The sequence below is a fragment of the Streptomyces sp. PA03-6a genome, assembly GCF_033792765.1.
Taxonomy (GTDB): domain Bacteria; phylum Actinomycetota; class Actinomycetes; order Streptomycetales; family Streptomycetaceae; genus Actinacidiphila.
Genome location: NZ_JARAVK010000117.1, coordinates 1 through 20,431, shown reverse-complemented (window position 1 = coordinate 20,431; position 20,431 = coordinate 1). Strand labels below are relative to the sequence as shown.

Annotated in this window: 19 protein-coding genes and 2 rRNA genes; 4 read left to right on the top strand and 17 right to left on the bottom strand. The window is 72.4% G+C overall.

What is annotated here, in order from left to right; genetic code table 11:
- Nucleotides 1–525: 525 nt before the first annotated feature.
- From hemB to PV350_RS25950, 7 genes are all read right to left on the bottom strand, one after another.
- Nucleotides 526–1,527 carry a porphobilinogen synthase gene (gene hemB / locus PV350_RS25980; RefSeq protein WP_500336372.1) on the bottom strand — a complete coding sequence of 334 codons (1,002 nt, stop codon included), beginning with the start codon at nucleotides 1,525–1,527 and terminating at the stop codon, nucleotides 526–528.
- Between the two features lie 156 nt (nucleotides 1,528–1,683).
- Nucleotides 1,684–3,411 carry a bifunctional uroporphyrinogen-III C-methyltransferase/uroporphyrinogen-III synthase gene (locus PV350_RS25975; RefSeq protein WP_500336371.1) on the bottom strand — a complete coding sequence of 576 codons (1,728 nt, stop codon included), beginning with the start codon at nucleotides 3,409–3,411 and terminating at the stop codon, nucleotides 1,684–1,686.
- The gene (gene hemC, locus PV350_RS25970; protein ID WP_500336370.1) at nucleotides 3,408–4,376 is read right to left on the bottom strand and encodes a hydroxymethylbilane synthase; all 969 of its coding nucleotides are present in this window, start codon (nucleotides 4,374–4,376) and stop codon (nucleotides 3,408–3,410) included. Before hemC ends, PV350_RS25975 begins: the two co-directional genes overlap by 4 nt.
- Nucleotides 4,373–5,791, bottom strand: a complete 1,419-nt coding sequence (locus tag PV350_RS25965; protein ID WP_499513269.1) for a glutamyl-tRNA reductase — start codon at nucleotides 5,789–5,791, stop codon at nucleotides 4,373–4,375. Before PV350_RS25965 ends, hemC begins: the two co-directional genes overlap by 4 nt.
- Complete coding sequence (locus tag PV350_RS25960) at nucleotides 5,788–6,558, bottom strand: redox-sensing transcriptional repressor Rex (protein WP_499513268.1); 771 nt, start codon at nucleotides 6,556–6,558, stop codon at nucleotides 5,788–5,790. Before PV350_RS25960 ends, PV350_RS25965 begins: the two co-directional genes overlap by 4 nt.
- A 131-nt stretch (nucleotides 6,559–6,689) precedes the next feature.
- On the bottom strand, nucleotides 6,690–7,391 hold the full coding sequence (locus PV350_RS25955) for a 3'-5' exonuclease (RefSeq protein WP_499513267.1): 702 nt from the start codon (nucleotides 7,389–7,391) through the stop codon (nucleotides 6,690–6,692).
- A 114-nt stretch (nucleotides 7,392–7,505) separates the two neighbouring features.
- Nucleotides 7,506–7,802 carry a glutaredoxin family protein gene (locus PV350_RS25950; protein WP_499513266.1) on the bottom strand — a complete coding sequence of 99 codons (297 nt, stop codon included), beginning with the start codon at nucleotides 7,800–7,802 and terminating at the stop codon, nucleotides 7,506–7,508.
- A 109-nt stretch (nucleotides 7,803–7,911) separates the two neighbouring features.
- On the opposite strand from PV350_RS25950, the gene PV350_RS25945 reads away from it, so the two are divergent.
- From PV350_RS25945 to PV350_RS25935, 3 genes are all read left to right on the top strand, one after another.
- The gene (locus tag PV350_RS25945) at nucleotides 7,912–8,832 is read left to right on the top strand and encodes an HAD family hydrolase (protein ID WP_499513265.1); all 921 of its coding nucleotides are present in this window, start codon (nucleotides 7,912–7,914) and stop codon (nucleotides 8,830–8,832) included.
- A gap of 307 nt (nucleotides 8,833–9,139) precedes the next feature.
- The gene (locus PV350_RS25940) at nucleotides 9,140–9,934 is read left to right on the top strand and encodes a sigma-70 family RNA polymerase sigma factor (RefSeq protein WP_499513264.1); all 795 of its coding nucleotides are present in this window, start codon (nucleotides 9,140–9,142) and stop codon (nucleotides 9,932–9,934) included.
- 215 nt (nucleotides 9,935–10,149) lie between these two features.
- On the top strand, nucleotides 10,150–11,340 hold the full coding sequence (locus tag PV350_RS25935; RefSeq protein WP_500336369.1) for a DUF5667 domain-containing protein: 1,191 nt from the start codon (nucleotides 10,150–10,152) through the stop codon (nucleotides 11,338–11,340).
- 84 nt (nucleotides 11,341–11,424) lie between these two features.
- Here the strand turns inward: PV350_RS25935 and PV350_RS25930 are convergent, their stop codons facing one another.
- The 5 genes from PV350_RS25930 to PV350_RS25910 form a co-directional block, all read right to left on the bottom strand.
- Nucleotides 11,425–12,603, bottom strand: a complete 1,179-nt coding sequence (locus tag PV350_RS25930; protein WP_499513262.1) for a lysophospholipid acyltransferase family protein — start codon at nucleotides 12,601–12,603, stop codon at nucleotides 11,425–11,427.
- A 26-nt stretch (nucleotides 12,604–12,629) separates the two neighbouring features.
- On the bottom strand, nucleotides 12,630–13,682 hold the full coding sequence (locus PV350_RS25925; RefSeq protein ID WP_499513261.1) for an NAD-dependent epimerase/dehydratase family protein: 1,053 nt from the start codon (nucleotides 13,680–13,682) through the stop codon (nucleotides 12,630–12,632).
- A gap of 186 nt (nucleotides 13,683–13,868) precedes the next feature.
- Nucleotides 13,869–13,967 (bottom strand): 30S ribosomal protein bS22, encoded by a 99-nt coding sequence (locus tag PV350_RS25920; RefSeq protein WP_003948845.1) that lies wholly within the window; start codon nucleotides 13,965–13,967, stop codon nucleotides 13,869–13,871.
- Between the two features lie 107 nt (nucleotides 13,968–14,074).
- Entirely contained in the window at nucleotides 14,075–14,287 is a 213-nt protein-coding gene (locus PV350_RS25915) for a helix-turn-helix domain-containing protein (RefSeq protein WP_018558718.1), read from the bottom strand.
- A gap of 128 nt (nucleotides 14,288–14,415) precedes the next feature.
- Nucleotides 14,416–15,231: a phosphatase gene (locus PV350_RS25910; RefSeq protein ID WP_500336367.1), complete on the bottom strand. Its 816-nt coding sequence runs from the start codon at nucleotides 15,229–15,231 to the stop codon at nucleotides 14,416–14,418.
- A gap of 145 nt (nucleotides 15,232–15,376) precedes the next feature.
- On the opposite strand from PV350_RS25910, the gene PV350_RS25905 reads away from it, so the two are divergent.
- Nucleotides 15,377–16,930 carry a GMC family oxidoreductase gene (locus PV350_RS25905; protein ID WP_500336366.1) on the top strand — a complete coding sequence of 518 codons (1,554 nt, stop codon included), beginning with the start codon at nucleotides 15,377–15,379 and terminating at the stop codon, nucleotides 16,928–16,930.
- A gap of 47 nt (nucleotides 16,931–16,977) precedes the next feature.
- Here PV350_RS25905 and PV350_RS25900 read toward each other — a convergent pair whose 3' ends face one another.
- The 5 genes from PV350_RS25900 to PV350_RS25880 form a co-directional block, all read right to left on the bottom strand.
- Nucleotides 16,978–18,153 (bottom strand): acetoin utilization protein AcuC, encoded by a 1,176-nt coding sequence (locus PV350_RS25900; RefSeq protein ID WP_499513258.1) that lies wholly within the window; start codon nucleotides 18,151–18,153, stop codon nucleotides 16,978–16,980.
- Nucleotides 18,104–19,336: an MFS transporter gene (locus PV350_RS25895; RefSeq protein ID WP_500336364.1), complete on the bottom strand. Its 1,233-nt coding sequence runs from the start codon at nucleotides 19,334–19,336 to the stop codon at nucleotides 18,104–18,106. Before PV350_RS25895 ends, PV350_RS25900 begins: the two co-directional genes overlap by 50 nt.
- 43 nt (nucleotides 19,337–19,379) lie before the next feature.
- Complete coding sequence (locus tag PV350_RS25890; RefSeq protein WP_499513256.1) at nucleotides 19,380–20,039, bottom strand: HAD family hydrolase; 660 nt, start codon at nucleotides 20,037–20,039, stop codon at nucleotides 19,380–19,382.
- 109 nt (nucleotides 20,040–20,148) lie between these two features.
- A 5S ribosomal RNA gene (rrf, locus tag PV350_RS25885) occupies nucleotides 20,149–20,265 on the bottom strand.
- A gap of 65 nt (nucleotides 20,266–20,330) precedes the next feature.
- Nucleotides 20,331–20,431: ribosomal RNA gene (locus PV350_RS25880) — 23S ribosomal RNA — on the bottom strand; the annotation flags it as partial.

The following is a 20,431-nucleotide window of genomic DNA, read 5'->3' as shown; positions in this document are numbered from 1 at the left end:
CTCCGCCTGCTGTGGACTTGCTGTGAATTTGCCACCCACATCGGCCGTTAAGTCCGAATCGCACCCAAAGCCACTTGATGTAATGAAATGCCGCACGGCCTGGAACCACGCCGTCCGCTTCCGCGTCCTGCGCGCGATCATCTGAAGGCACCACGCCCGAGCAGGCGGGAAGAGCGCCGCCACCCCTCCTTCGGCAGGTGACCGCCCCGGCTGCAGACCCGGCCGAGCATGATCACTCCTCTGCCGCCGATCACGCCCCGACCGGACCCGAACGGCACGGGCACCGCGGCACGTTGCCTCACCTGCCGAACGGCGGCACCGGCGATGCACACGGGGAAACGACCCGCTTGCCGAGGAGTGACAGCGGGTCAGGTGGGGCGTCCCGGCGCCTTGTCGCCGATCGCGGCCCTGGCCGGACTCGCCTGCCCGGCGCGGCTGTTCACCGGGAGCGGCGCCCGGTGCGCGGAAACGGCTCCGACGGCGGCCGATGGGCCGCCGTCGGAGCCGTCAGAGCCGTCGGAGCCGTCAGAGCTGGGCGGCCACCTCGGTCGCCCAGTAGGTGAGGATCAGCTGGGCGCCCGCGCGGCGGATGCCGGTCAGGGCCTCCATGATCGCCCGGTCGCGGTCGATCCAGCCGCGCTCGGCGGCCGCCTCGACCATCGCGTACTCGCCGCTGACCTGGTACGCCGCCACCGGCACGTCCACCGACTCGGCGACCTTCGCCACCACGTCCAGGTACGGCAGTCCGGGCTTCACCATCACCATGTCGGCGCCCTCGGCGACGTCCAGCGCCAGTTCGCGCAGCGACTCCCGCAGGTTCGCCGGGTCCTGCTGGTAGGTCTTGCGGTCGCCCTTGAGCGAGGATCCGACGGCCTCCCGGAACGGCCCGTAGAACGCCGACGCGTACTTCGCCGTGTACGCCAGCACCGACACGTCCTGGTGCCCGGCGGCGTCCAGGGCACCCCGGATCACGCCGACCTGACCGTCCATCATGCCGCTGGGGCCGACGACGTGGACACCGGCGTCCGCCTGGAGCCGGGCCATCTCCGCGTACCGCTCCAGCGTCGCGTCGTTGTCCACCCGGCCCTCGGCGTCCAGCACGCCGCAGTGGCCGTGGTCGACGTGCTCGTCCAGGCAGAGGTCGGACATGACCACCAGGGCGTCGCCGACCTCGGCGACCACGTCGCGGATCGCCACCTGCAGGATCCCGTCCGGGTCCGTGCCGGGCGTTCCCACGGCGTCCTTCTTCTCGTCCAGCGGCACGCCGTAGAGCATGATCCCGCCCACGCCCGCCTCGGCCGCCTCCACGGCGGCCTTGCGGAGGGTGTCACGGGTGTGCTGGACGACGCCCGGCATGGCGGAGATCGGCACCGGCGCGTCGATGCCCTCGCGGACGAAAGCCGGGAGGATCAGCTCGGCGGGGTGCAGCCGGGTCTCCGCGACGAGGCGGCGCATCGCGGGCGTCGTGCGCAGCCGGCGGGGCCTCGTACCGGGGAACTGACCGTATCCGCTTCCGTTTCCGCTCATCACCGCGCCGCGCCTTTCTCCGTCCCGGGCCGTTTCCGCGTTCCACGGTACGCCCGTGTGCGCCGTGCTCATGCCGACCCGGTGTCGGCCCCGGAACGCGACGGCCCCCGGCTCCCAGGAGGGAGCCGGGGGCACGGAGAACACGGCCGGGTCCGGTCAGACGCGGGCCCTGCGCCGGGACCCGGGACGGCGCTCGCTGGGACGTGTCACGGGGTCGCCAGCGGCGATCGCCGCCTCGCGCCGCCGGACCCCGAAGTCCGCCAGCGCCTGCGCGAGCGCGTGGACAGACGGCTCCGGGGCCATCACGTCCACCCGCAGCCCGTGCTCCTCCGCGGTCTTCGCGGTGGCCGGGCCGATGCAGGCGATCACGGTCACGTTGTGCGGCTTGCCCGCGATGCCGACCAGGTTCCGCACCGTGCTGCTCGAGGTGAACAGCACCGCGTCGAACCCGCCGCCCTTGATCGCCTCACGGGTCTCCGCCGGCGGCGGCGACGCCCGCACGGTCCGGTAGGCGGTGACGTCGTCAACCTCCCAGCCGAGCTCCACGAGGCCCGCCACGAGGGTCTCCGTCGCGATGTCGGCGCGCGGCAGGAAGACCCGGTCGATCGGGTCGAAGACGGGGTCGTAGGGCGGCCAGTCCTCCAGCAGGCCCGCGGCGGACTGCTCGCCGCTGGGCACCAGGTCAGGCTTCACGCCGAAGTCCACCAGCGCCCGGGCGGTCTGCTCGCCCACCGCCGCGACCTTGATCCCGGCGAAGGCACGCGCGTCGAGCCCGTACTCCTCGAACTTCTCGCGGACGGCCTTGACCGCGTTCACCGAGGTGAAGGCGATCCACTCGTACCGTCCGGTGACCAGGCCCTTGACCGCGCGCTCCATCTGCTGCGGCGTACGGGGCGGCTCCACCGCGATGGTGGGCACCTCGTGCGGCACGGCACCGTAGGAGCGCAACTGGTCGGAGAGGGACGCGGACTGCTCCTTGGTGCGCGGGACGAGCACCTTCCAGCCGAACAGCGGCTTGGTCTCGAACCACGAGAGCAGGTCGCGCCGCGTGGTCGGCTCGCCGACCACGGCTATCGCCGCGATCGGGCCCTCCGGGGTGGGCAGCGCCTTCGTCGCCTTCAGCTCGGCCGCGATCGTCGACAGGGTCGCCGACCAGGTGCGCTGCCGGGTCGTCGTACCGGCGACGGTCACGGTCAGCGGGGTGTCCGGCTTGCGGCCCCCCGAGACCAGCTCCGCCGCGTTGGCGGCGACGGTCTGCAGGGTGGTGGAGACGACCAGGGTCGCGTCGCTCGTGCCCACCTCGCTCCAGCACCGTCCGGACGCGGTCGCGGCGTCCACGAACCGCACGTCGCCGCTGAGCGGCACGCCGGCGTACGCGGGCACGCCCACGGCCGCGGCCACGCCCGGGACGACCTCGAAGGGGATGCCCGCCTGCGCGCAGGCGAGCATCTCGGTGGCGGCCGCGGAGTCGAGTCCGGGATCGCCGGCGATCGCACGGACGACCCGCTTGCCGGTGCGCGCGGAGGCCATGAAAAGCTTGGCCGCGGCGGCCGAAGGGCTCAACTCCCCCTCAGCGTCGCCCGGCTGCGCCGTGTCCACGCCCGGCCGGGCATGGGTCCGTACGACGTCCAGCACGTGCTGGTCGCCGACCAGGACGTCGGCGTGGGCGAGCGCCTCGACGGCGCGCAGGGTCAGCAGCCCGGGGTCACCGGGCCCGGCACCGAGGAAGGTGACGTGCCCGTGGGCGGAACGCGGCGTACCCGTGCCCGCGGTCCCGGTGCGGCCCGCGGTTCCCGCGGTACCCGTCCTGCCTGCCGGTCCTGCCGGCCCGGCCGCGGTGGCGTCTGCGGTCGTGTTGGTCGCTGCGGCGGCGGTGGGGCTCAAAGTTCGCGCTCCCCCATAAGACCGGCCGCACCCTTGGCGAGCATCTCGGTGGCGAGCTCGTGGCCGAGGGCCACGGCTTCGTCCCGGGAGGCGGGGGTCGGACCGGTGATGGACATCTGCACCAGCGAGGAGCCGTCGGTGGTCCCGACGACACCGCGCAGGCGCAGCTCGGTGATCTGCCCGTCCACGACGGGGTCGGCCAGCGCGCCCACGGGCGCGGAGCAGCCGGCCTCGAGGGCGGCGAGCAGTGCGCGCTCGGCGGTCACGGCGGCCCGGGTGAACGGGTCGTCGAGCTCGGCGAGCACGCCGGCGAGCCCTGCGTCGTCCGCAGAGCACTCGACGGCCAGCGCCCCCTGTCCGGGAGCGGGCAGCACGACGTCGCAGGAGATCAGCTCGGTGGCCTCCGCGAGGCGGCCCAGCCGGCTGAGTCCGGCGGCGGCGAGCACGACGGCGTCGAGGTCGCCTGAGGCAACATATCCGATGCGCGTGTCCACGTTGCCGCGGATCGGCACGGTCTCCACGCGCACCCCCATCGAGCGGGCCCAGGCGTTCAGCTGCGCCATGCGGCGCGGCGAGCCGGTGCCGATGCGGGCGCCCCGGGGGGAGGCGGCCAGCTGCTCGAAGGTGAGGCCGTCGCGCGCGATCAGCGCGTCGCGCGGGTCCTCACGCAGGGGGACCGCGGCGAGGGTGAGGCCCTCGGGGTCGGCGGTCGGGAGGTCCTTGAGGGAGTGGACGGCGAAGTCGATCTCGCCGCGCAGCAGCGCGTCGCGCAGGGCGGAGACGAAGACGCCGGTACCGCCGATCTGCGCCAGGTGCTCACGCGAGACGTCGCCGTAGGTGGTGATCTCCACCAGCTCCACGTCGCGGCCGGTGATCCGGCGGACCTGTTCGGCCACCATGCCGGACTGCGCCAGCGCCAGCGCGCTGCGCCGGGTTCCCAGTTTCAGTGCGGTTGGGCTCGTCATGCCCGCCCTCGATTCGAGTCACTCGTTGCTGAAGCAGCCGACACCGCCGGCGGGACGGCCGCGGAGGGGATCACCGGCGTGCCCGGTGAGTCGGCCCTGCTGACCGCGGCGACCGCCTGGGGGTCCAGGTCGAAGAGTTCACGCAGCGCGTCGGCGTACCCGGCGCCACCGGGCTCGCCGGCGAGCTGCTTGACCCGCACAGTAGGCGCGTGCAGGAGTTTGTCGACGACGCGGCGCACGGTCTGGGTGACCTCCGCGCGCTGCCGTTCGTCCAGGTCGGGGAGGCGGCCGTCGAGACGCGCCAGCTCGGTGGCGACCAGGTCGGCGGCCATGGCGCGCAGGGCGACGACGGTCGGCGTGATGTGCGCGGCACGCTGGGCGGCGCCGAAGGCGGCCACCTCAGCGGAAACGATCTTTCGCACCTCGTCGACGTCGGCGGCCATCGGGGCGTCGGCAGCGGCCGCGGCGATGGTCTCCAGGTCGGTGACGTGGGCGCCGTCCAGGGAGTGCACCAGCGGGTCGATGTCGCGCGGCAGGGCGAGGTCGAGCATCCCGATGGGCGCGACGGGCTCGCCGCCGGAGCGCAGGGCCCGGGAGAGCGTGGCGCGGGCGACGGTGTCGGCGGTGAGCACCAGGCCGGTCGCCCCGGTGCAGGACACGACGATGTCGGCGTACGACAGCTCGCCGGCCAGGTCCTCCATGGACGCGGCGCGGCCGCCGACGCTCTCGGCGAGGCGCTCGGCGCGCTCCTGCGTGCGGTTGACGACCACGATCTCGCCCGCCCCCGCGCGGGCGAGGGTGGCCGCGGCGAGCGAGCTCATCGAGCCGGCGCCGACGACCAGGGCGCGCTTGCCCTTGCCCCACTCCTCGAAGGGGACGCCGCCGACGGCCTCGGCCATCTGCTCCAGGCCGAAGGTGACCAGCGACTGCCCGGCCCGGTCGATCCCGGTCTCGGAGTGCGCACGCTTGCCGACCCGCAGCGCCTGCTGGAACAGGTCGTTCAGGGACCGGCCCGCGGTGTGCAGCTCCTGGCCGAGCCCCAGGGTCTCCTTGATCTGACCGAGGATCTGGCCCTCGCCGACGACCATGGAGTCCAGGCCGCAGGCGACCGAGAACAGGTGGTGGACGGCCCGGTCCTCGTAGTGCACGTACAGGTGCGGGGTCAACTCGTCGAGACCGACCCCGCTGTGCCGCGCCAGCAGCGTGGACAGCTCGGCGACACCGGCGTGGAACTTGTCGACGTCCGCGTACAGCTCGATGCGGTTGCAGGTGGACAGCACCGCGGCCTCACCGGCGGGCTCGGCGGCCATGACGTCCAGCAGCAGCTTGCCCTTGGTGTCCTCACCGAGCGCCGCGCGCTCCAGGACGCTGACGGGGGCGGTGCGGTGGCTCAGTCCGACGACGAGGAGGCTCATGCCGGCATCACGGCGGGGACGTCCCCGTCAGGTCCCGGACGGCGGCCGCCGTCGCGGGCCGCCTTGGCCGCCACCGGGGGCGCCGCGAGGCTGCCCTCCAGCTCCTCGCCGGCCTTCCGCTGCTCGTGGAAGGCGAGGATCTGCAGCTCGATGGAGAGGTCGACCTTGCGGACGTCGACCCCGTCGGGGACGGTCAGCACGGTCGGGGCGAAGTTGAGGATCGAGGTGACCCCGGCGCCCACCAGGCGGTCGCAGACTTCCTGGGCGGCCCCGGCCGGCGTGGTGATCACGCCGATGGACACCTGGTTGTCGTGGACGATGCCCTCCAGCTCGTCCGCGTGCCGCACGGGCAGCCCGGCGATGAGCCGTCCCGTGAGCTGGACGTCCGCGTCGATGAGCGCGGCGATGCGGAAACCCCGGGAGGCGAAGCCGCCGTACCCGGCGAGCGCGGCCCCGAGGTTTCCCATGCCGACGATGACGACCGGCCAGTCCTGGGTGAGGCCCAGCTCGCGGGAGATCTGGTACACGAGGTACTCGACGTCGTAGCCGACCCCGCGGGTTCCGTACGAACCGAGGTAGGAGAAGTCCTTGCGCAGTTTGGCCGAGTTCACCCCGGCGGCGGCCGCGAGCTCCTCCGAGGACACGGTGGGCACCGATCGCTCGGACAACGCGGTCAGGGCCCGCAGGTACAGCGGGAGCCTGGCGACGGTGGCCTCGGGAATCCCTCGGCTGCGGGTCGCCGGTCGGTGAGTTCGGCCAGTTGCCACGATGCTCCTGCGGGTAGAGCTGGGCTGCGAGCGGCACCCGTCATTGGGACCGCCCCGTGCACGCCAGGCTATGTCTTTGTGAACGCGTGCACAAAGATGGTGTCCGATTTGCCCGGGGGAAGTGACCGGCATCACGCACCCCCATTACGGACATAAGAAACCTTCTGCTGCGACGGAACGTTCCACGCGGGCGCCCGGTCCGCACCCCGGCGCCCCACCCACAGCGCGTCCGCTCCGGCCAACTGCGGCCACTCGACCACCGCCGCGCGCGCCAGCGCCTTCTCGGTCTGCGCGGGTCCACCCGGGTGGTCCGGGACGTAGGAGGCGAAGAGCCGGGCCGTCGTACGGGCGTCGCCCAGCGCGGTGTGCGCGGTCCAGCCGGTCAGTCCGGCCGCCTCGGCGCACGCCAGCAGGCTCAGCCCGCCCGGGGCGGCCTCCCGCAGCGCGGCCATCCGCATGGTGCACAGTTCGGGGACGACGGGGAACTCCACGCCGAGCCGGGCGTACTCCGCCGCCAGGAACGCGCGGTCGCAGCCGACGTTGTGCCCCACCAGCACCCGCCCGCGCAGCAGCCCCAGCAGCCTCGGGGCGATCTGCCCGAACAGGGGTGCGCCGACCGCCTCGACGTGGCGGGGCTCGATGCCGTGGATGTGGGTGGGGCCGACCGGCCCCTCGGGGTCGACGAGGGTCGAGAACTCGCCCTCGTGCCCGAATTCGCTGTCGAGGAGCACCACGGCCAGCTCGACCACCCGGTGGCGCCGCGAACTGGAACCGGTGGCCTCCAGATCGACCACGGCGAAGCCGCCGCGCGCCTGAAGTCTGCCCGGGAGCACGCAGTCACCATCCTTACTCACGCACCCCCGCACTACACAAAACGCCTTGATGGTAATCGAGCACCCGCGTCCAGAGGAACACGCGCAAATCGCCCACCTGTCGCAACAGGGCCCTCAGGCGCCCAGCCCGCGCCGCAACCGGCCCTCGTCGACACGCCAGAAGGTGTGCTGTTCCCCGTCGATGAGGACGACCGGGATCTGCTCCCAGTACCGGTCGTGCAGCTCCTCGTCGCGCGTGATGTCCCTCTCCTCGAAGCGCGCGCCCAGGTCGTCGACGACCCTGCGGATCACCGTCCGCGCGTCGTCGCACAGGTGGCAGCCGGGCTTGGCGATCAGCGTCACCGTCCGATCCGCCGGGTTTCTCCGGGCATTGCGGGCATCGCGTCCGAACAGAGGGCTCATGCCGGCCATTCTGCCTCCGTCAACTCCCGACCCGCGGTAACACCCTCGTCGCGAGGAGTTCATTCACCTGCTCCATCGGTGCACCGGAGTTGCCCAACGGACTGGCTATGCTCGCCCCATGGCCGCTCTGCGATGGCTCACCCCCCGTAAGCGCTCCGCCACCGCGCGCAGCGTGCTGGCCGGCGAGGCCGCGGCGGAGGCCGCGCTCGCGGCACCCGTGGAGAAGAAGGACGACCGGGCGGGCGTCCCCGCGTTCCCCGTGGTCGGCGATCCGCACGCGGCCGCCTTCTTCGACCTGGACAACACCGTGATGCAGGGCGCCGCGATCTTCCACTTCGGGCGCGGCCTGTACAAGCGGAAGTTCTTCCAGAGCCGTGACCTCGCGCGCTTCGCGTGGCAGCAGGCGTACTTCCGGATCGCCGGGTCCGAGGACCCCGAGCACATGCAGGAGGTGCGGGAGAGCGCGCTCTCGATCATCAAGGGGCACCGCGTCGAGGAACTCATGTCCATCGGCGAGGAGATCTACGACGAGTACATGGCGGACAAGATCTGGCCCGGCACCCGCGCGCTCGCCCAGGCCCACCTCGACGCCGGACAGCGGGTCTGGCTGGTGACGGCCGCCCCGGTGGAGACGGCCACGATCATCGCCCGCAGGCTCGGCCTCACCGGCGCCCTCGGCACCGTCGCCGAGCACGTCGACGGCCTCTACACCGGCCGGCTGGTCGGCGAGCCGCTGCACGGCCCCTCCAAGGCCGAGGCGGTCAAGGCGCTCGCCGCCGCGGAGGGACTCGAACTCTCGCGCTGCGCCGCGTACAGCGATTCGTCGAACGACATCCCGATGCTGTCGCTCGTCGGACATCCATATGCGATCAATCCCGATACGCGGCTGCGCAAACACGCGCGCGAAAAGGGCTGGCGGCTGCGCGATTACCGCACCGGCCGCAAGGCGGTGAAGATCGGCATCCCGGCGGCCGCAGGCGTGGGCGCCGTGGCGGGCGGCGCGGCCGCCGCGATGGCCCTGCAACGCCGCCGCCGCTAGGGACGCGGGCGACACGCCCGGGTCACCCTCTGGCGCCCCGTCAGTTCACGGTGAGCCACACAGCCACAACACGCTCTCCACGCGAGCATTTCACGACGCTATGTGGTCAACACTGTTTCGGTGTTCGATAATTGATCGATCACCATTCCGCCAGAGAGTGGGCGGAACCGACGATTTCAGCAACTCGGTGTAGCGTCGCCTGTACGAAGCGTTATTCTCCTCAGACGCAAGCCGGTACCCACACGTCCCTACGACGGGTGAACGGTTCCGTACTGCACGTGATGGAAGTTCTGCCTCTGGGAGTCCCGTGTACCCACACACCGGGGTTGACGCCTCTGGCCTGGCTACGCTGCGCGCACTGGTGGCCGAGCACCTGCTGCGCGTCGTCCCCGCGCACGCCGTGCTCGTCCCCGCACTCGCCACGGCGGCAGCGCCCGCCGGCCGCGCCTACGCGCTGGCCGACGGCCGGGCCACGGTCGGCAGACGGTCCCGCAGCACCCAGCAGGCCGACCGGTCCACGGGCGCCACCCCGCGCCGGCCGGCGGCCGACAGTGACAGCGGACGCATGATGGACCTGGTCGAGCGCGCCCAAGCCGGCGAGACCGAGGCCTTCGGGCGCCTCTACGACCACTACTCGGACACCGTCTACCGCTACATCTACTACCGCGTCGGGGGCAAGGCCACCGCCGAGGACCTGACCAGCGAGACCTTCCTGCGCGCCCTGCGCCGCATCGGCACCTTCACCTGGCAGGGGCGTGACTTCGGCGCGTGGCTGGTCACCATCGCGCGCAACCTGGTGGCCGACCACTTCAAGTCCAGCCGCTTCCGGCTGGAGGTGACCACCGGGGAGATGCTCGACGCCAACGAGGTCGAGCCCAGCCCGGAGGACTGCGTCCTGGAGGCGCTGTCCAACGAGTCGCTGCTCAGGGCCGTCCGCAAGCTCAACCCCCAGCAGCAGGAGTGCGTGACGCTGCGCTTCCTGCAGGGGCTCTCGGTCGCCGAGACGGCCCGCATCATGGGCAAGAACGAGGGCGCGATCAAGACCTTGCAGTACCGCGCCGTACGGACCCTCGCCCGGCTCCTCCCCGACGACGCGCGATAGCGCAATGGATGGATCTTCATCTTGCGACTGCCTCCACGGTCCGATCATCATGACTGCGTAACCCAACTCGGGCGGCACTCGTTGCATCACATGCGGACCCCCCAATGCCGTGCTCTGCCCGCTTCCGATCACTCGATTGGGTGGAAAGGCTCAAGGTGCACAACCTTGAAGGCACTACGGGGAGTCGAGGTGGATGACGAGAGGAGGTGCCGCCCGTGATCGCGAATCCAACGGCGCACCGGCGGGCTAACGCCTTCGCCGACGCCCTCGAGGGCGAAGGCCCCCAGACGGGTGCCGGCGTACAGCACGGCGCCCACGCCGCGGACCGGCATGCGGATCCGGGCCAGGGCACGTTCCTGGCCCTGGCGGACGCCCTGCGGGACGTACCGCGACCGACGCTGGACCCGGAGACCAAGACCGTCCAGCGTGCCCAGTTGATCGCCGCCATGGAGGCCGCGCTCGCCGACGGCACCCTGACGGTTCCCGTACAACGCGACGGCGGCCGGGGCGCGCACCGCGCCGACGGCCGCGGTCTCGGCAAGCTGAAGCCGCGCTCCGCGTGGTCGCGCAGGCTCGCCGCCGGCGGCCTCTCCGTCGGTGTGGCGGCCGGCGCCCTCGGCGGCGTCGCCGCCGCGAGCACGGACGCGCTGCCCGGCGACACCCTCTACGGCCTCAAACGGGGCATGGAGGACATGCGCCTCAACCTCGCCGACGACGACGCCGACCGCGGCAAGGTCTACCTCGACCTCGCCTCCACCCGGCTCCAGGAGGCGCGCCGCCTCATGGAACGCGGCCGGGGTGGCGAGCTCGACGACGAGTCGGTGGGCGAGATCCGCAGGGCGCTGTCGGGGATGCAGCAGGAGGCCTCCGAGGGCCACCGGCTGCTCGCCGCCGCGTACCGCAAGGACGGGTCGCTGCAGCCGATCGAGACGCTCTCCGCGTTCTCCAGCAACCACCGCAAGGGCTGGACCGAGCTGCGCGGCAAGCTCCCCTCCCGGCTCGACGACGTGGGCAACAAGGTCACCTCCGTCTTCGACGCCATAGAGGACGAAGTGGCCCCGCTGCAGAGGCTGTTGCCGCCCTCCACCGGCTCCGGCCACGGTGACGGCCGCGGCGTCCCGGGCAGCGGCGACCGCTCCGCGAGCGGCACCCGCGGGCCCTCGCCCTCGGTCAGCGGCTCCGCGAGCGGGTCCGCCGACGAGCGCGGAGACGACAAGGCCAGTCCTTCGGCGTCGCGCAGTTCGGACAGCGGCCTCATCGGCGGCACCGGCGATCTGCTCGACCCCACGCCGACCGGCAGCACCTCGGGCGGCGACGGCACCCAGCCGTCGGTCACCCTCCCGCCGCTGCTGCCCGGGCTGCTCCCGGGCCTCGGGCTCAGCGCCGAGGACGACCGGGGCGACTGAGCGGGGACCTCACGGCGGTGGGCCGGGGCGCCATGCCCCGGCCCACCGCCGTGTGTCCGGCTCCCGGACACACGGCCCGAAGCCTCAGAAGAAGACCGAGCGGCGCTGCACCAGCAGCTTGTAGAGGGTGTGCTGGATGGTCTCGCGTACCTGGTCGGTCAGGTTGAAGACCAGCATCGGGTCCTCGGCCGCCTCCGGCGCGTAACCGTCCGTAGGGATCGGCTCGCCGAACTGGATCGTCCACTTCGTCGGCAGCGGCACCATGCCCAGCGGCCCCAGCCACGGGAACGTCGGCGTCACCGGGAAGTACGGGAAGCCCAGCAGCCGGGCCACCGTCTTGGCGTTGCCGACCATCGGGTAGATCTCCTCCGCGCCCACGATCGAGCACGGGACGATCGGCACCCCGGTCTTGAGCGCGGTCGCGACGAAGCCGCCCCGCCCGAAGCGCTGCAGCTTGTAGCGCTCCGAGAAGGGCTTCCCGAGCCCCTTGAAGCCCTCGGGCATCACGCCGACCACCTCGCCGCGTTCGAGCAGCAGCTGGGCGTCCTCCGCGCAGGCGAGGGTGTGCCCGGCCTTGCGGGCCAGCTCGTTGACGAGCGGCAGCACGAACACCAGGTCCGCCGCCAGCAGTCGCAGGTGCCGCCCCGCGGGATGGTGGTCGTGGACGGCGACCTGCATCATCAGCCCGTCCATCGGCAGCGTCCCGGAGTGGTTGGCCACCACGAGGGCACCGCCCTCGGCCGGGATGTTCTCGATGCCCTTCACCTCGACCCGGAAGTACGACTCGTACAGCGGCCGGAGCAGCGACATCAGGACCTGGTCGGTGAGCTCCTCGTCGTAGCCGAAGTCGTCGACCTCGTAGTCGCCGGTGATCCGGCGGCGCAGGAAGGCCAGCCCGTGCGCCACCCGGCGCTCCCAGGGCCCGCCCAGCAGCCGGTCCGCGGCCGAGCCGAGCGCGGCGACCAGCGGGCCGCCCGGTGTGCCGGGGTGCCGCTCAGCGCCCTCCGCCGCCGCCTGCGCGCCCTCGGACGCCTCACCGGCACCATCGGTGCCGGGGGTGTCCGCGGAGGCCGTCACGGCGTCCTGGACGGCGTCGGGCTCCGCGGCGACGCGCACGGCCCGCTCCTCCACCGGCAGCGCGGCCACCGCGTTCCCGGTGTCGCCGCCCGCCTTTCCGCGGGCCGCGGCCCGCCCGCGCGACCGCGGCGCCCCCCTCCGCGTCCGGGTGTCCTCGTCGAACGGGATGACCTTGGCGTCCGCCATGGTGCGGTTCCTCCTCGCAGCATTGCTCACGAGCTCAGTCCTCGGGGGCCGCCCGCGGGGACCAGCGCGGCGAGCCGGTCGACGGCCTCGGCGAGCCGGTCCGGCGGCAGCAGGCCGGGGCCGTGGCTGCGGGCGAAGTCGCCGAAGGTCTCGGCGGTGGTGTACTTCGGGGTGAAGCCGAGCGTCTCGCGCATCTGCGTGGTGTCCACGACCCTGCCGTGGGTGAGCAGCCGGATCTGCTCGCGCGAGAAGTCGGTGACGCCGGCGGTGCGCAGCATCTGCCCCACCCAGGTGACGGCGGGCAGCAGCACCGGCACCGTGGGCTTCCCCAGCCGTCGCGCGGTCTGCGACAGCAGGAGCACTCCGTCACCTGCGATGTTGAACGTGCCGCTGTTGATCGTCCCGTTGCGCTCGTCGCGCAGGGCCAGCATCAGGACGTCGACGACGTCGTCCTCGTGCACGAACTGCAGCCGCGGGTCGTAGCCGAGCACGGTCGGCAGCACCGGCAGCGCGAAGTACTCGGCGAGCGGGGTGTCGGCCCGCGGGCCGAGGATGTTGGCGAACCGCAGAACCGATACGGCAACGTCCGGGCGACGCCGTGCGAAGCCGCGTACGTATCCCTCGACTTCCACCGCGTCCTTCGCGAAGCCGCCGCTGGGCAGCGACTTGGGCGGCATGGACTCGGTGAAGACCGCCGGGTCACGGGGCGCCGAGCCGTACACGCTCGTCGTGGACTTCACCACCAGGCGGCGCACCGTCGGGGCCTTCTGGCAGGCGCCCAGCAGCTGCATCGTGCCGATGACGTTGGTCTCCTTGACCGCGGTCCGGCTGCTGCGGCCGGGCAGCGTGCCGCTGACGTCCATGTGGACCACCGTGTCCACCGAGTGCTCCGCCAGCACCTTCGCGATCATCGGGTGCCTGATGTCGGCACGGACGAACTCCGCGCCGCCCAGATGGTGCGGGGGCGGCATCGTGTCGACCCCGATCACCCGGTCGACGTCGGGGTCGCGCATCACGCGTCGTACCAGCCGGCCGCCGAGCCGGCGGGCGACTCCGGTCACGAGCACCACTTTGCCCAAGATCAGCGCCTTCCCTCGCACCGCATGTACGCACCGTATCGGTTCGATGTTGCGCCGTGATGACGCCCGAACGTACGAGCACCGTCAAGGAGGGCCCGGCCGGCGGTCCCCCCGGGAACGCGACTGCCCTCCCGCCCCCACGGTCCGTGGGGGCGGGAGGGCAGTGAAGTGCGACGCGTAGCTCGCTTACTTCTTGTTGCGACGCTGCACACGCGTACGCTTCAGCAGCTTGCGGTGCTTCTTCTTGGCCATACGCTTGCGCCGCTTCTTGATGACAGAGCCCACGACTACCCTCGCTTCGTTTTCACTCGGTGCGGGGCGTCCGAGCCCACACGACCTACGTCGGCACAGCCTACCCGTCCGCAAGCGCCGAGTAGAAACCGAGGCGGTCGTCAGGCAGTTTCCCCCACCCCCACGTAGGACTCCCGAAGATAGTCATGGACGGCCTGCTCCGGCACCCGGAAGGACCTCCCCACCCGGATCGCCGGCAGATGACCGCTGTGCACCAGCCGGTACACGGTCATCTTGGACACTCGCATCACCGCGGCGACCTCTGCCACGGTCAGGAACACGACCTCGTTGAGAGGCCTCTCGCTTGAAGCCATGACACACCTGAACCTTCCGCACATGACGGGCACCGGCTTCCCCTCCGGTGACTCCCTCTCGCACGTGCGCTCCTCCCCAGATTAGGTGCGGGTGATGCAAGTGGGGAAGAGGAGTAGCGATCGGTTGACTACTGTGACAGACACGCTCGATTGAGTACATAGCGCGTAAGCGGTCGGTAGTAATCGGACCGCACAGCGTCATCAAGCGGAACCACGACCGAAACCCTGCCCTCCGCCTCGGCGACGAAGACCGCGGGGTCGTCCGCATCGGCCAGCCCGATGGCCTCGATGCCCAGCTGACCTGCTCCGCAGACCCAGCCGTGGTCTCCCACCACGAGGCTCGGCAGCAGTCCCCCGCGTCCTGCCGCACCGGCCAGCGCGGCCCGAACCGGGAGCGGGGAGTGCGTGTGTACCGCCGGCGCACCACGGGCGCCCTCACCCGGCGCATCGCGGACCGTCGCGACGCCCCCTACGTACCAGAGGTTGTACGTGCGTAGGCCGAATTGCGTCGCCATGTCGATACATCGGCCATGCGATGGGGTGAGGACGGGACATCCCGCCGCCGACAGCCCGGCCGCCAATCCGGCGTAGAAGCCGAGCAGCCGATGCGGGTGACCAGTACCGATGAGGACGGGCTCCCTGCGCCCCGCGGCCTCCTTCAGCCGGCCGGCGAAGGCCTCGAGCCCCGCGAGCGTGCGGTCCGGGTCGATCACATCCTGCCCGGAAGTGTGCCCCGGGTCAGGCGAAACCCCACATCGGTCGGCCATCAACCGCAGGAGACCGGACTGCGTCCAAGCCCGCGCCGGCTCCAGCCCCAGCGTCTGCCGCGGATCACCCGCGGCGAACAGCCGATAGCTGCGCAGGCTCTTCTCCCGCGGTGTCGTCACGACCCCCGCGATCCCCGCCCCCACCAGATGCGCCCGCAGCGCGGCAACAGTCACCACGCGCCGATGGTGGCCTCCCCCGCCCCCCTCACGTGCCGGAACGGCCCGGACGTCACTCCCGAGGGGCGGCCGTTCGGGTCGGCGTGCCCGGCGAAACCCTCCGTACAATGCGGACATAGCGCGCGACAGTGACGGGAGGACCCCCGTGGCCGACACCTCCGCCGATGCGGGCGAGTTCGACTACGTCGTGGTGGGGGCGGGATCCGCGGGGTGCGTGCTCGCCGCCCGCCTCTCCGAGGACGACGCGGCCCGCGTGCTGCTCCTGGAGGCCGGCGGGGCGGCCCACCCTCCGGAGGTCTCCGTCCCCGCGGCCTGGCCCGGCCTGCTCGGCACCCCCCTGGACTGGGCAGACCGAACCGTGCCGCAGACCGGGACCGGCCTCGCCGTGCCGTGGCCCCGCGGCCGCGGCCTGGGCGGCAGCTCGGCCATCGACGCCATGAACTTCCTGCGCGGCCACCGCTCCGGCTACGACGCCTGGGCCGCCGAGGGCGCGCAGGGCTGGGGCTGGGACGACCTGCTGCCCTGCTTCCGCCGCAGTGAGGACCTCACCGGCGTCCCGGGCCGCGACCCGGAACTGCGCGGCATGGAAGGACCCCTGCGGGTCGGCCCCGCCACCGACCGTCACCCCGTCGCCCGGGACTTCCTGCGCGCAGCCGTCGACGCCGGCCACCCCGAGGCGGGCGACCTCGCCGGCGGCCTGGAGGAGGGGTTCGGCTGGGGCGACCTCAGCATCGCCGACGGCGTACGCCAGGACGCCGCCACGGCCTACCTGCGCCCGGCACGGCACCGGCCGGGCCTGCACGTGCTGACCGGGGCCCTGGCGCACCGGGTCCTCCTGGCCGGCGACCGCTGCACCGGCGTGGAGTACGCCGTGGACGGCGGACTGCGCACCGCCCGCTGCTCCCCGTCGGGGCAGGTGGTCCTGGCCGCGGGCGCGGTCGGCACCCCGCAACTGCTCATGCTCTCCGGCATCGGCCCCCGCAACCACCTGCGCCACTGGGGCATCCCCACCGCCGTGCACCTGCCCGGCGTCGGCTCCCACCTGCTGGACCACGTGGTCTGCGGCGTCGTCGTACGGGCCCCCCGCCCCGTCCCGCCGGGCGCCAACAACCACGGCGAGGTCCAGGGCCTGATCCGCACCCGGCCCGACGCACCGGGCCCCGACGTGCAGTTGCAGGTCGTCGACGTCCCGATCCGCGAGGAGAGCCTGCCCGGACCGGCCGTCGGCGAAGGCTGGACGATCATGGTCGCCCTCATGGCGCCGTACGGCCACGGAACGGTCCGGCTCTCCACCACCGCCCCCGGCGCCCCACCGCTCATCGACCCCCGCTACTACGCCGACATCCGCGACCTCGACACCATGGTGCGGGGCCTGGACGCGGCCCGGGAGATCGCCGCCGGCCCCGCGCTGGCGGACTGGTACGGCGAGGAGGTCCTCCCCGGCCCGGACACCACCGGCGGCACCGAGCTGCGCGCCTACCTCGGCCGCAACCTGCGCTCCTACAACCACTACGCGGGCACCTGCCGCATCGGCACCGACGCGTACGCCGTCGTCGACCCCGCCCTGCGGGTGCGCGGTGTCGACGGCCTGCGCGTGGCCGACGCCTCGGTGATGCCGGCCCCGGTCTCGGCCAACACCAACGCCACGGTCTACGCCATCGCCGAACGTGCGGCGGAACTGCTGCGGGCCGGCGCCTGACCACTCCTCGCCGGGCCCGGCCGTGCCCGGGGCCTGGCCGGGTACACCTAGGGCAGCAGCCCGTGCAGCGGGAAGACCGCCCGCCGGGTCGCCAGGATCGCCTGGTCCAGCCGGTCCGCCGGGTCGTACCCCGCGTCGTGGAACCCGGTGAACGCCGCGTCCCGGCCGTCCGTCATCCGCAGCGGCCCCATCTGCCGCGTCCTGCGGTACACCTCCGCCCGCCACTCCTCGGGCGTCGCCGCCTCCGGCGCGACCGGCTGCCCGGCGGCGATGCCCACCAGGTGCGTCCACGTCCGGGGCACCACGTCGACCACCGCGTAACCGCCCCCGCCCAGGGCGACCCAGCGGCCCTCGGCGTGCTCGTGCGCCAGGGCGTGCAGCGCCTCCGCCACCGCCCGCTGCGCGTCCAGGCTCACCGCGAGATGCGCCAGCGGGTCCTCGAAGTGCGTGTCCGCGCCGTGCTGGGTCACCAGCACCTGCGGCCGGAAGGCCGCGAGCAGCTCCGGGACGACCGCGTCGAACGCCCTCAGCCAGCCCTCGTCCCCGGTGCCGGCCGGCAGCGCCACGTTCACCGCGCCGCCCTGCGCCTCCGGGCCGCCGGTCTCCTCCGGCCAGCCGGTCTGCGGGAAGAGCGTGCGCGGGTGCTCGTGCAGCGAAATCGTCAGCACGCGCGGGTCGTCCCAGAAGGCCGTCTGGACGCCGTCCCCGTGGTGCACGTCCACGTCCACGTACGCGACGCGCTCCGCGCCCAGCTCCAGCAGCCGGGCGACGGCCAGCGCGGCGTCGTTGTAGACGCAGAACCCGGAGGCCATCCCGGGCATCGCGTGGTGCAGCCCGCCCGCGAAGTTCACCGCGTGCGTCACCTCGCCGCGCCACACCGCCTCGGCCGCCCCCACCGACTGGCCCGCGATCAGCGCCGAGACCTCGTGCATGCCCTCGAACGCCGGGGTGTCCTCGGTGCCGAGGCCGTACGCCAGTTCCGTCATGCCCTTGGGGTCGGCGGAGGCGCGGCGCACCGCCGCCACGTACTCCGCGTCGTGCACCAGGCGCAGCGTCGAATCGCCGGCCGCGGGGGCCGCGGCCACGGTCACCGCCCGGTCCAGACCGAAGGCCCGGACCAGCCCCATGGTCAGTGCGAGCCGCACCGGGTCCATCGGGTGGCCGCGACCGAAGTCATAGCCCGTTACCTGCTCGTCCCACATCAGCTGTGCGCGGCCGCTCATGGTCGACACCGTATCGGGCGGGCTCCGCCCCGAACGAGCGGGCGTACAGCAGCGTCGCCGTCACCAGCAGCATCGGGACCAGCATCGCCCCCCGGTAGCTCCACGCGTCGCCCAGCGCGCCCACCAGGGGCGAACCGACCAGGAAACCCACGTAGTTGAAGATGTTCAGCCGGGCGATCGCCGTGTCCGACGCCCCCGGGAAGAGCCGCCCGGCGGCCGCGAACGTCTGCGGCACGATCACGCACAGCCCCAGGCCCAGCAGCGTGAACCCCGCCATCCCCACCCACGCGCCCGGCGCGGCCGCGACCACCGCGAAGCCCGCCGCCGCCACCAGCGCGCCCGCGCGCACCACCGCCGCCGCCCCGAACCGCCGCACCCCGAGGTCGCCGACCGCGCGGCCCAGGAGCGTGGTGACCATGTAGACGTTGTACGGGACCGTCGCCAACTGCTCGGAGCTGCCGAGCACGTCCTGCAGGTACTTCGCGCTCCAGTTGGAGACGGTGGAGTCCCCGATGTACGCGAAGGCCATCACCATGCAGAGCGGGAGCAGCAGCCGCATCGTCACCGCGGTCGCGGCCGGCGAGGCCACCGCGTCCTGCCCGTCCGGGACATCGGCCTTCTGGTCGACGTACCAGCGACTGCCCACCAGCGTCAGCGGGATCAGCACCGCGACCACCGGCCCGTAGAGCACCGCCAACGACAGGTGCCAGTGCGCCCCCGCCCAGGCCAGCGACGCCCCCAGAATGCCGCCGAAGCTGTACGCGGCGTGGAAGCCCAGCATGATGCTGCGCCCGTACGCGCGCTGCAGGCTCACCCCGAGCATGTTCATGGACGCGTCCAGGGCGCCGACGCATATCCCGAAGACGGCCAGCGCCGTCGCCAGCTGCCACAACGCGTCCCCTGCGCCGGCGCCCAGCAGCGCCAGGCACACCACGGGCTGCACCCAGCGCAGCACCACGCTCGGCCGCACCCGCTTGACCAGGTGCTCGGTGACGACGCTGCCCACGCCCGCCAGGACGGGCACCGCGGCCAGGAACACGGGCAGCAGCGCGTCACTGATGCCGTAACGGTCCTGCAGCGCCGGGATCCGGGTCACCAGCAGCGCGAACGCCGCCCCCTGCGCGAAGAAACTGACGGCCAACGAGGCCCGTCCGTGGCGCAATCCGCCGTCGATGCCGTCCATGAGCGTGCAGCGTAGGGCCGCGGGCTACGGACGGGTAGGTCGATCACACGAACAGTTTCGCGGGCAGCTCCGCCATGTCCGCGAACAACTCCCGCGCCCCGGCGCCCGCTCCCGCCAGCTTCTCCGCCGGCGTCATCGCCGTGAAGCCGTACGCGTCCATCCCGGCCGCCACCGCGGCCTGCACCCCGAGCGGACTGTCCTCCACCACGGCGCACCGCTCCGGCGCCACGCCCATCGTGCGCGCCGCGTGCAGGAACAGGTCGGGTGCCGGCTTCCCGCGCCCGACGTCCTGGGCGCTGAAGATCCGCTCCTCGTCGAAGTACCCGTACAGTCCGGTCTTCTTCAGCGCCACCCGGATCCGCTCGTGGCTGCCCGAGGACGCGACGCAGTACGCCACCCCGTCCGCCGCCAGCTTCCCCAGCACGGTCGCCACGCCCGGCACCGGCTCCAGTTGACGCCGGAAGCCCTCGAAGACCCGTGCGTAGTACGTGGCGTCGAAGTCCTCCGGCAGCCGCTGCCCCGTGCGCTCGGCAACGAGGTCGTGGACGCGGTGCATCGCGGAGCCCATGTAGTCGCGGACGGACTCCTCGTACGTGGTGGGGTGGCCCAACTCTGTCAGCAGGCCCGCCAGGATGCGGTTGGCGATCGGCTCGCTGTCCACGAGCACGCCGTCGTTGTCGAAGATGACCAGGTCGTAGCGCACCGCCCCACTGTAGTCGGGCACCGGATCCGGCCGGCCCGGCACGTTTTCGGGGACAACGCAGAAAAGCCTCAGCCCCCGAGTCGAAACTCAGGGGCTGAGGCTAATAATTGTTCGGCGGCGTCCTACTCTCCCACAGGGTCCCCCCTGCAGTACCATCGGCGCTGAAAGGCTTAGCTTCCGGGTTCGGAATGTAACCGGGCGTTTCCCTAACGCTATAACCACCGAAACACTATGAAACTGTCGAACCAACGGTTCGTTGTTTCAGAACTACACAGTGGACGCGAGCAACCTATGGACAAGCCCTCGGCTTATTAGTACCGGTCAGCTCCACCCATTACTGGGCTTCCACATCCGGCCTATCAACCCAGTCGTCTACTGGGAGCCTTAACCCC

Excerpts from the sequence above, each read along its gene's own strand:
- PV350_RS25945 (WP_499513265.1), top strand. The coding sequence starts at position 7,912 with ATGGCCGCTCTGCGATGGCTCACCCCCCGTAAGCGCTCCGCCACCGCG.
- PV350_RS25930 (WP_499513262.1), bottom strand. The coding sequence starts at position 12,603 with ATGGCGGACGCCAAGGTCATCCCGTTCGACGAGGACACCCGGACGCGG.
- PV350_RS25965 (WP_499513269.1), bottom strand. The coding sequence starts at position 5,791 with ATGAGCCTCCTCGTCGTCGGACTGAGCCACCGCACCGCCCCCGTCAGC.
- hemB (WP_500336372.1), bottom strand. The coding sequence starts at position 1,527 with ATGAGCGGAAACGGAAGCGGATACGGTCAGTTCCCCGGTACGAGGCCC.
- hemC (WP_500336370.1), bottom strand. The coding sequence starts at position 4,376 with ATGACGAGCCCAACCGCACTGAAACTGGGAACCCGGCGCAGCGCGCTG.
- PV350_RS25950 (WP_499513266.1), bottom strand. The coding sequence starts at position 7,802 with ATGGCCGGCATGAGCCCTCTGTTCGGACGCGATGCCCGCAATGCCCGG.
- PV350_RS25895 (WP_500336364.1), bottom strand. The coding sequence starts at position 19,336 with ATGGACGGCATCGACGGCGGATTGCGCCACGGACGGGCCTCGTTGGCC.
- PV350_RS25900 (WP_499513258.1), bottom strand. The coding sequence starts at position 18,153 with ATGAGCGGCCGCGCACAGCTGATGTGGGACGAGCAGGTAACGGGCTAT.
- PV350_RS25915 (WP_018558718.1), bottom strand. The coding sequence starts at position 14,287 with ATGGCTTCAAGCGAGAGGCCTCTCAACGAGGTCGTGTTCCTGACCGTG.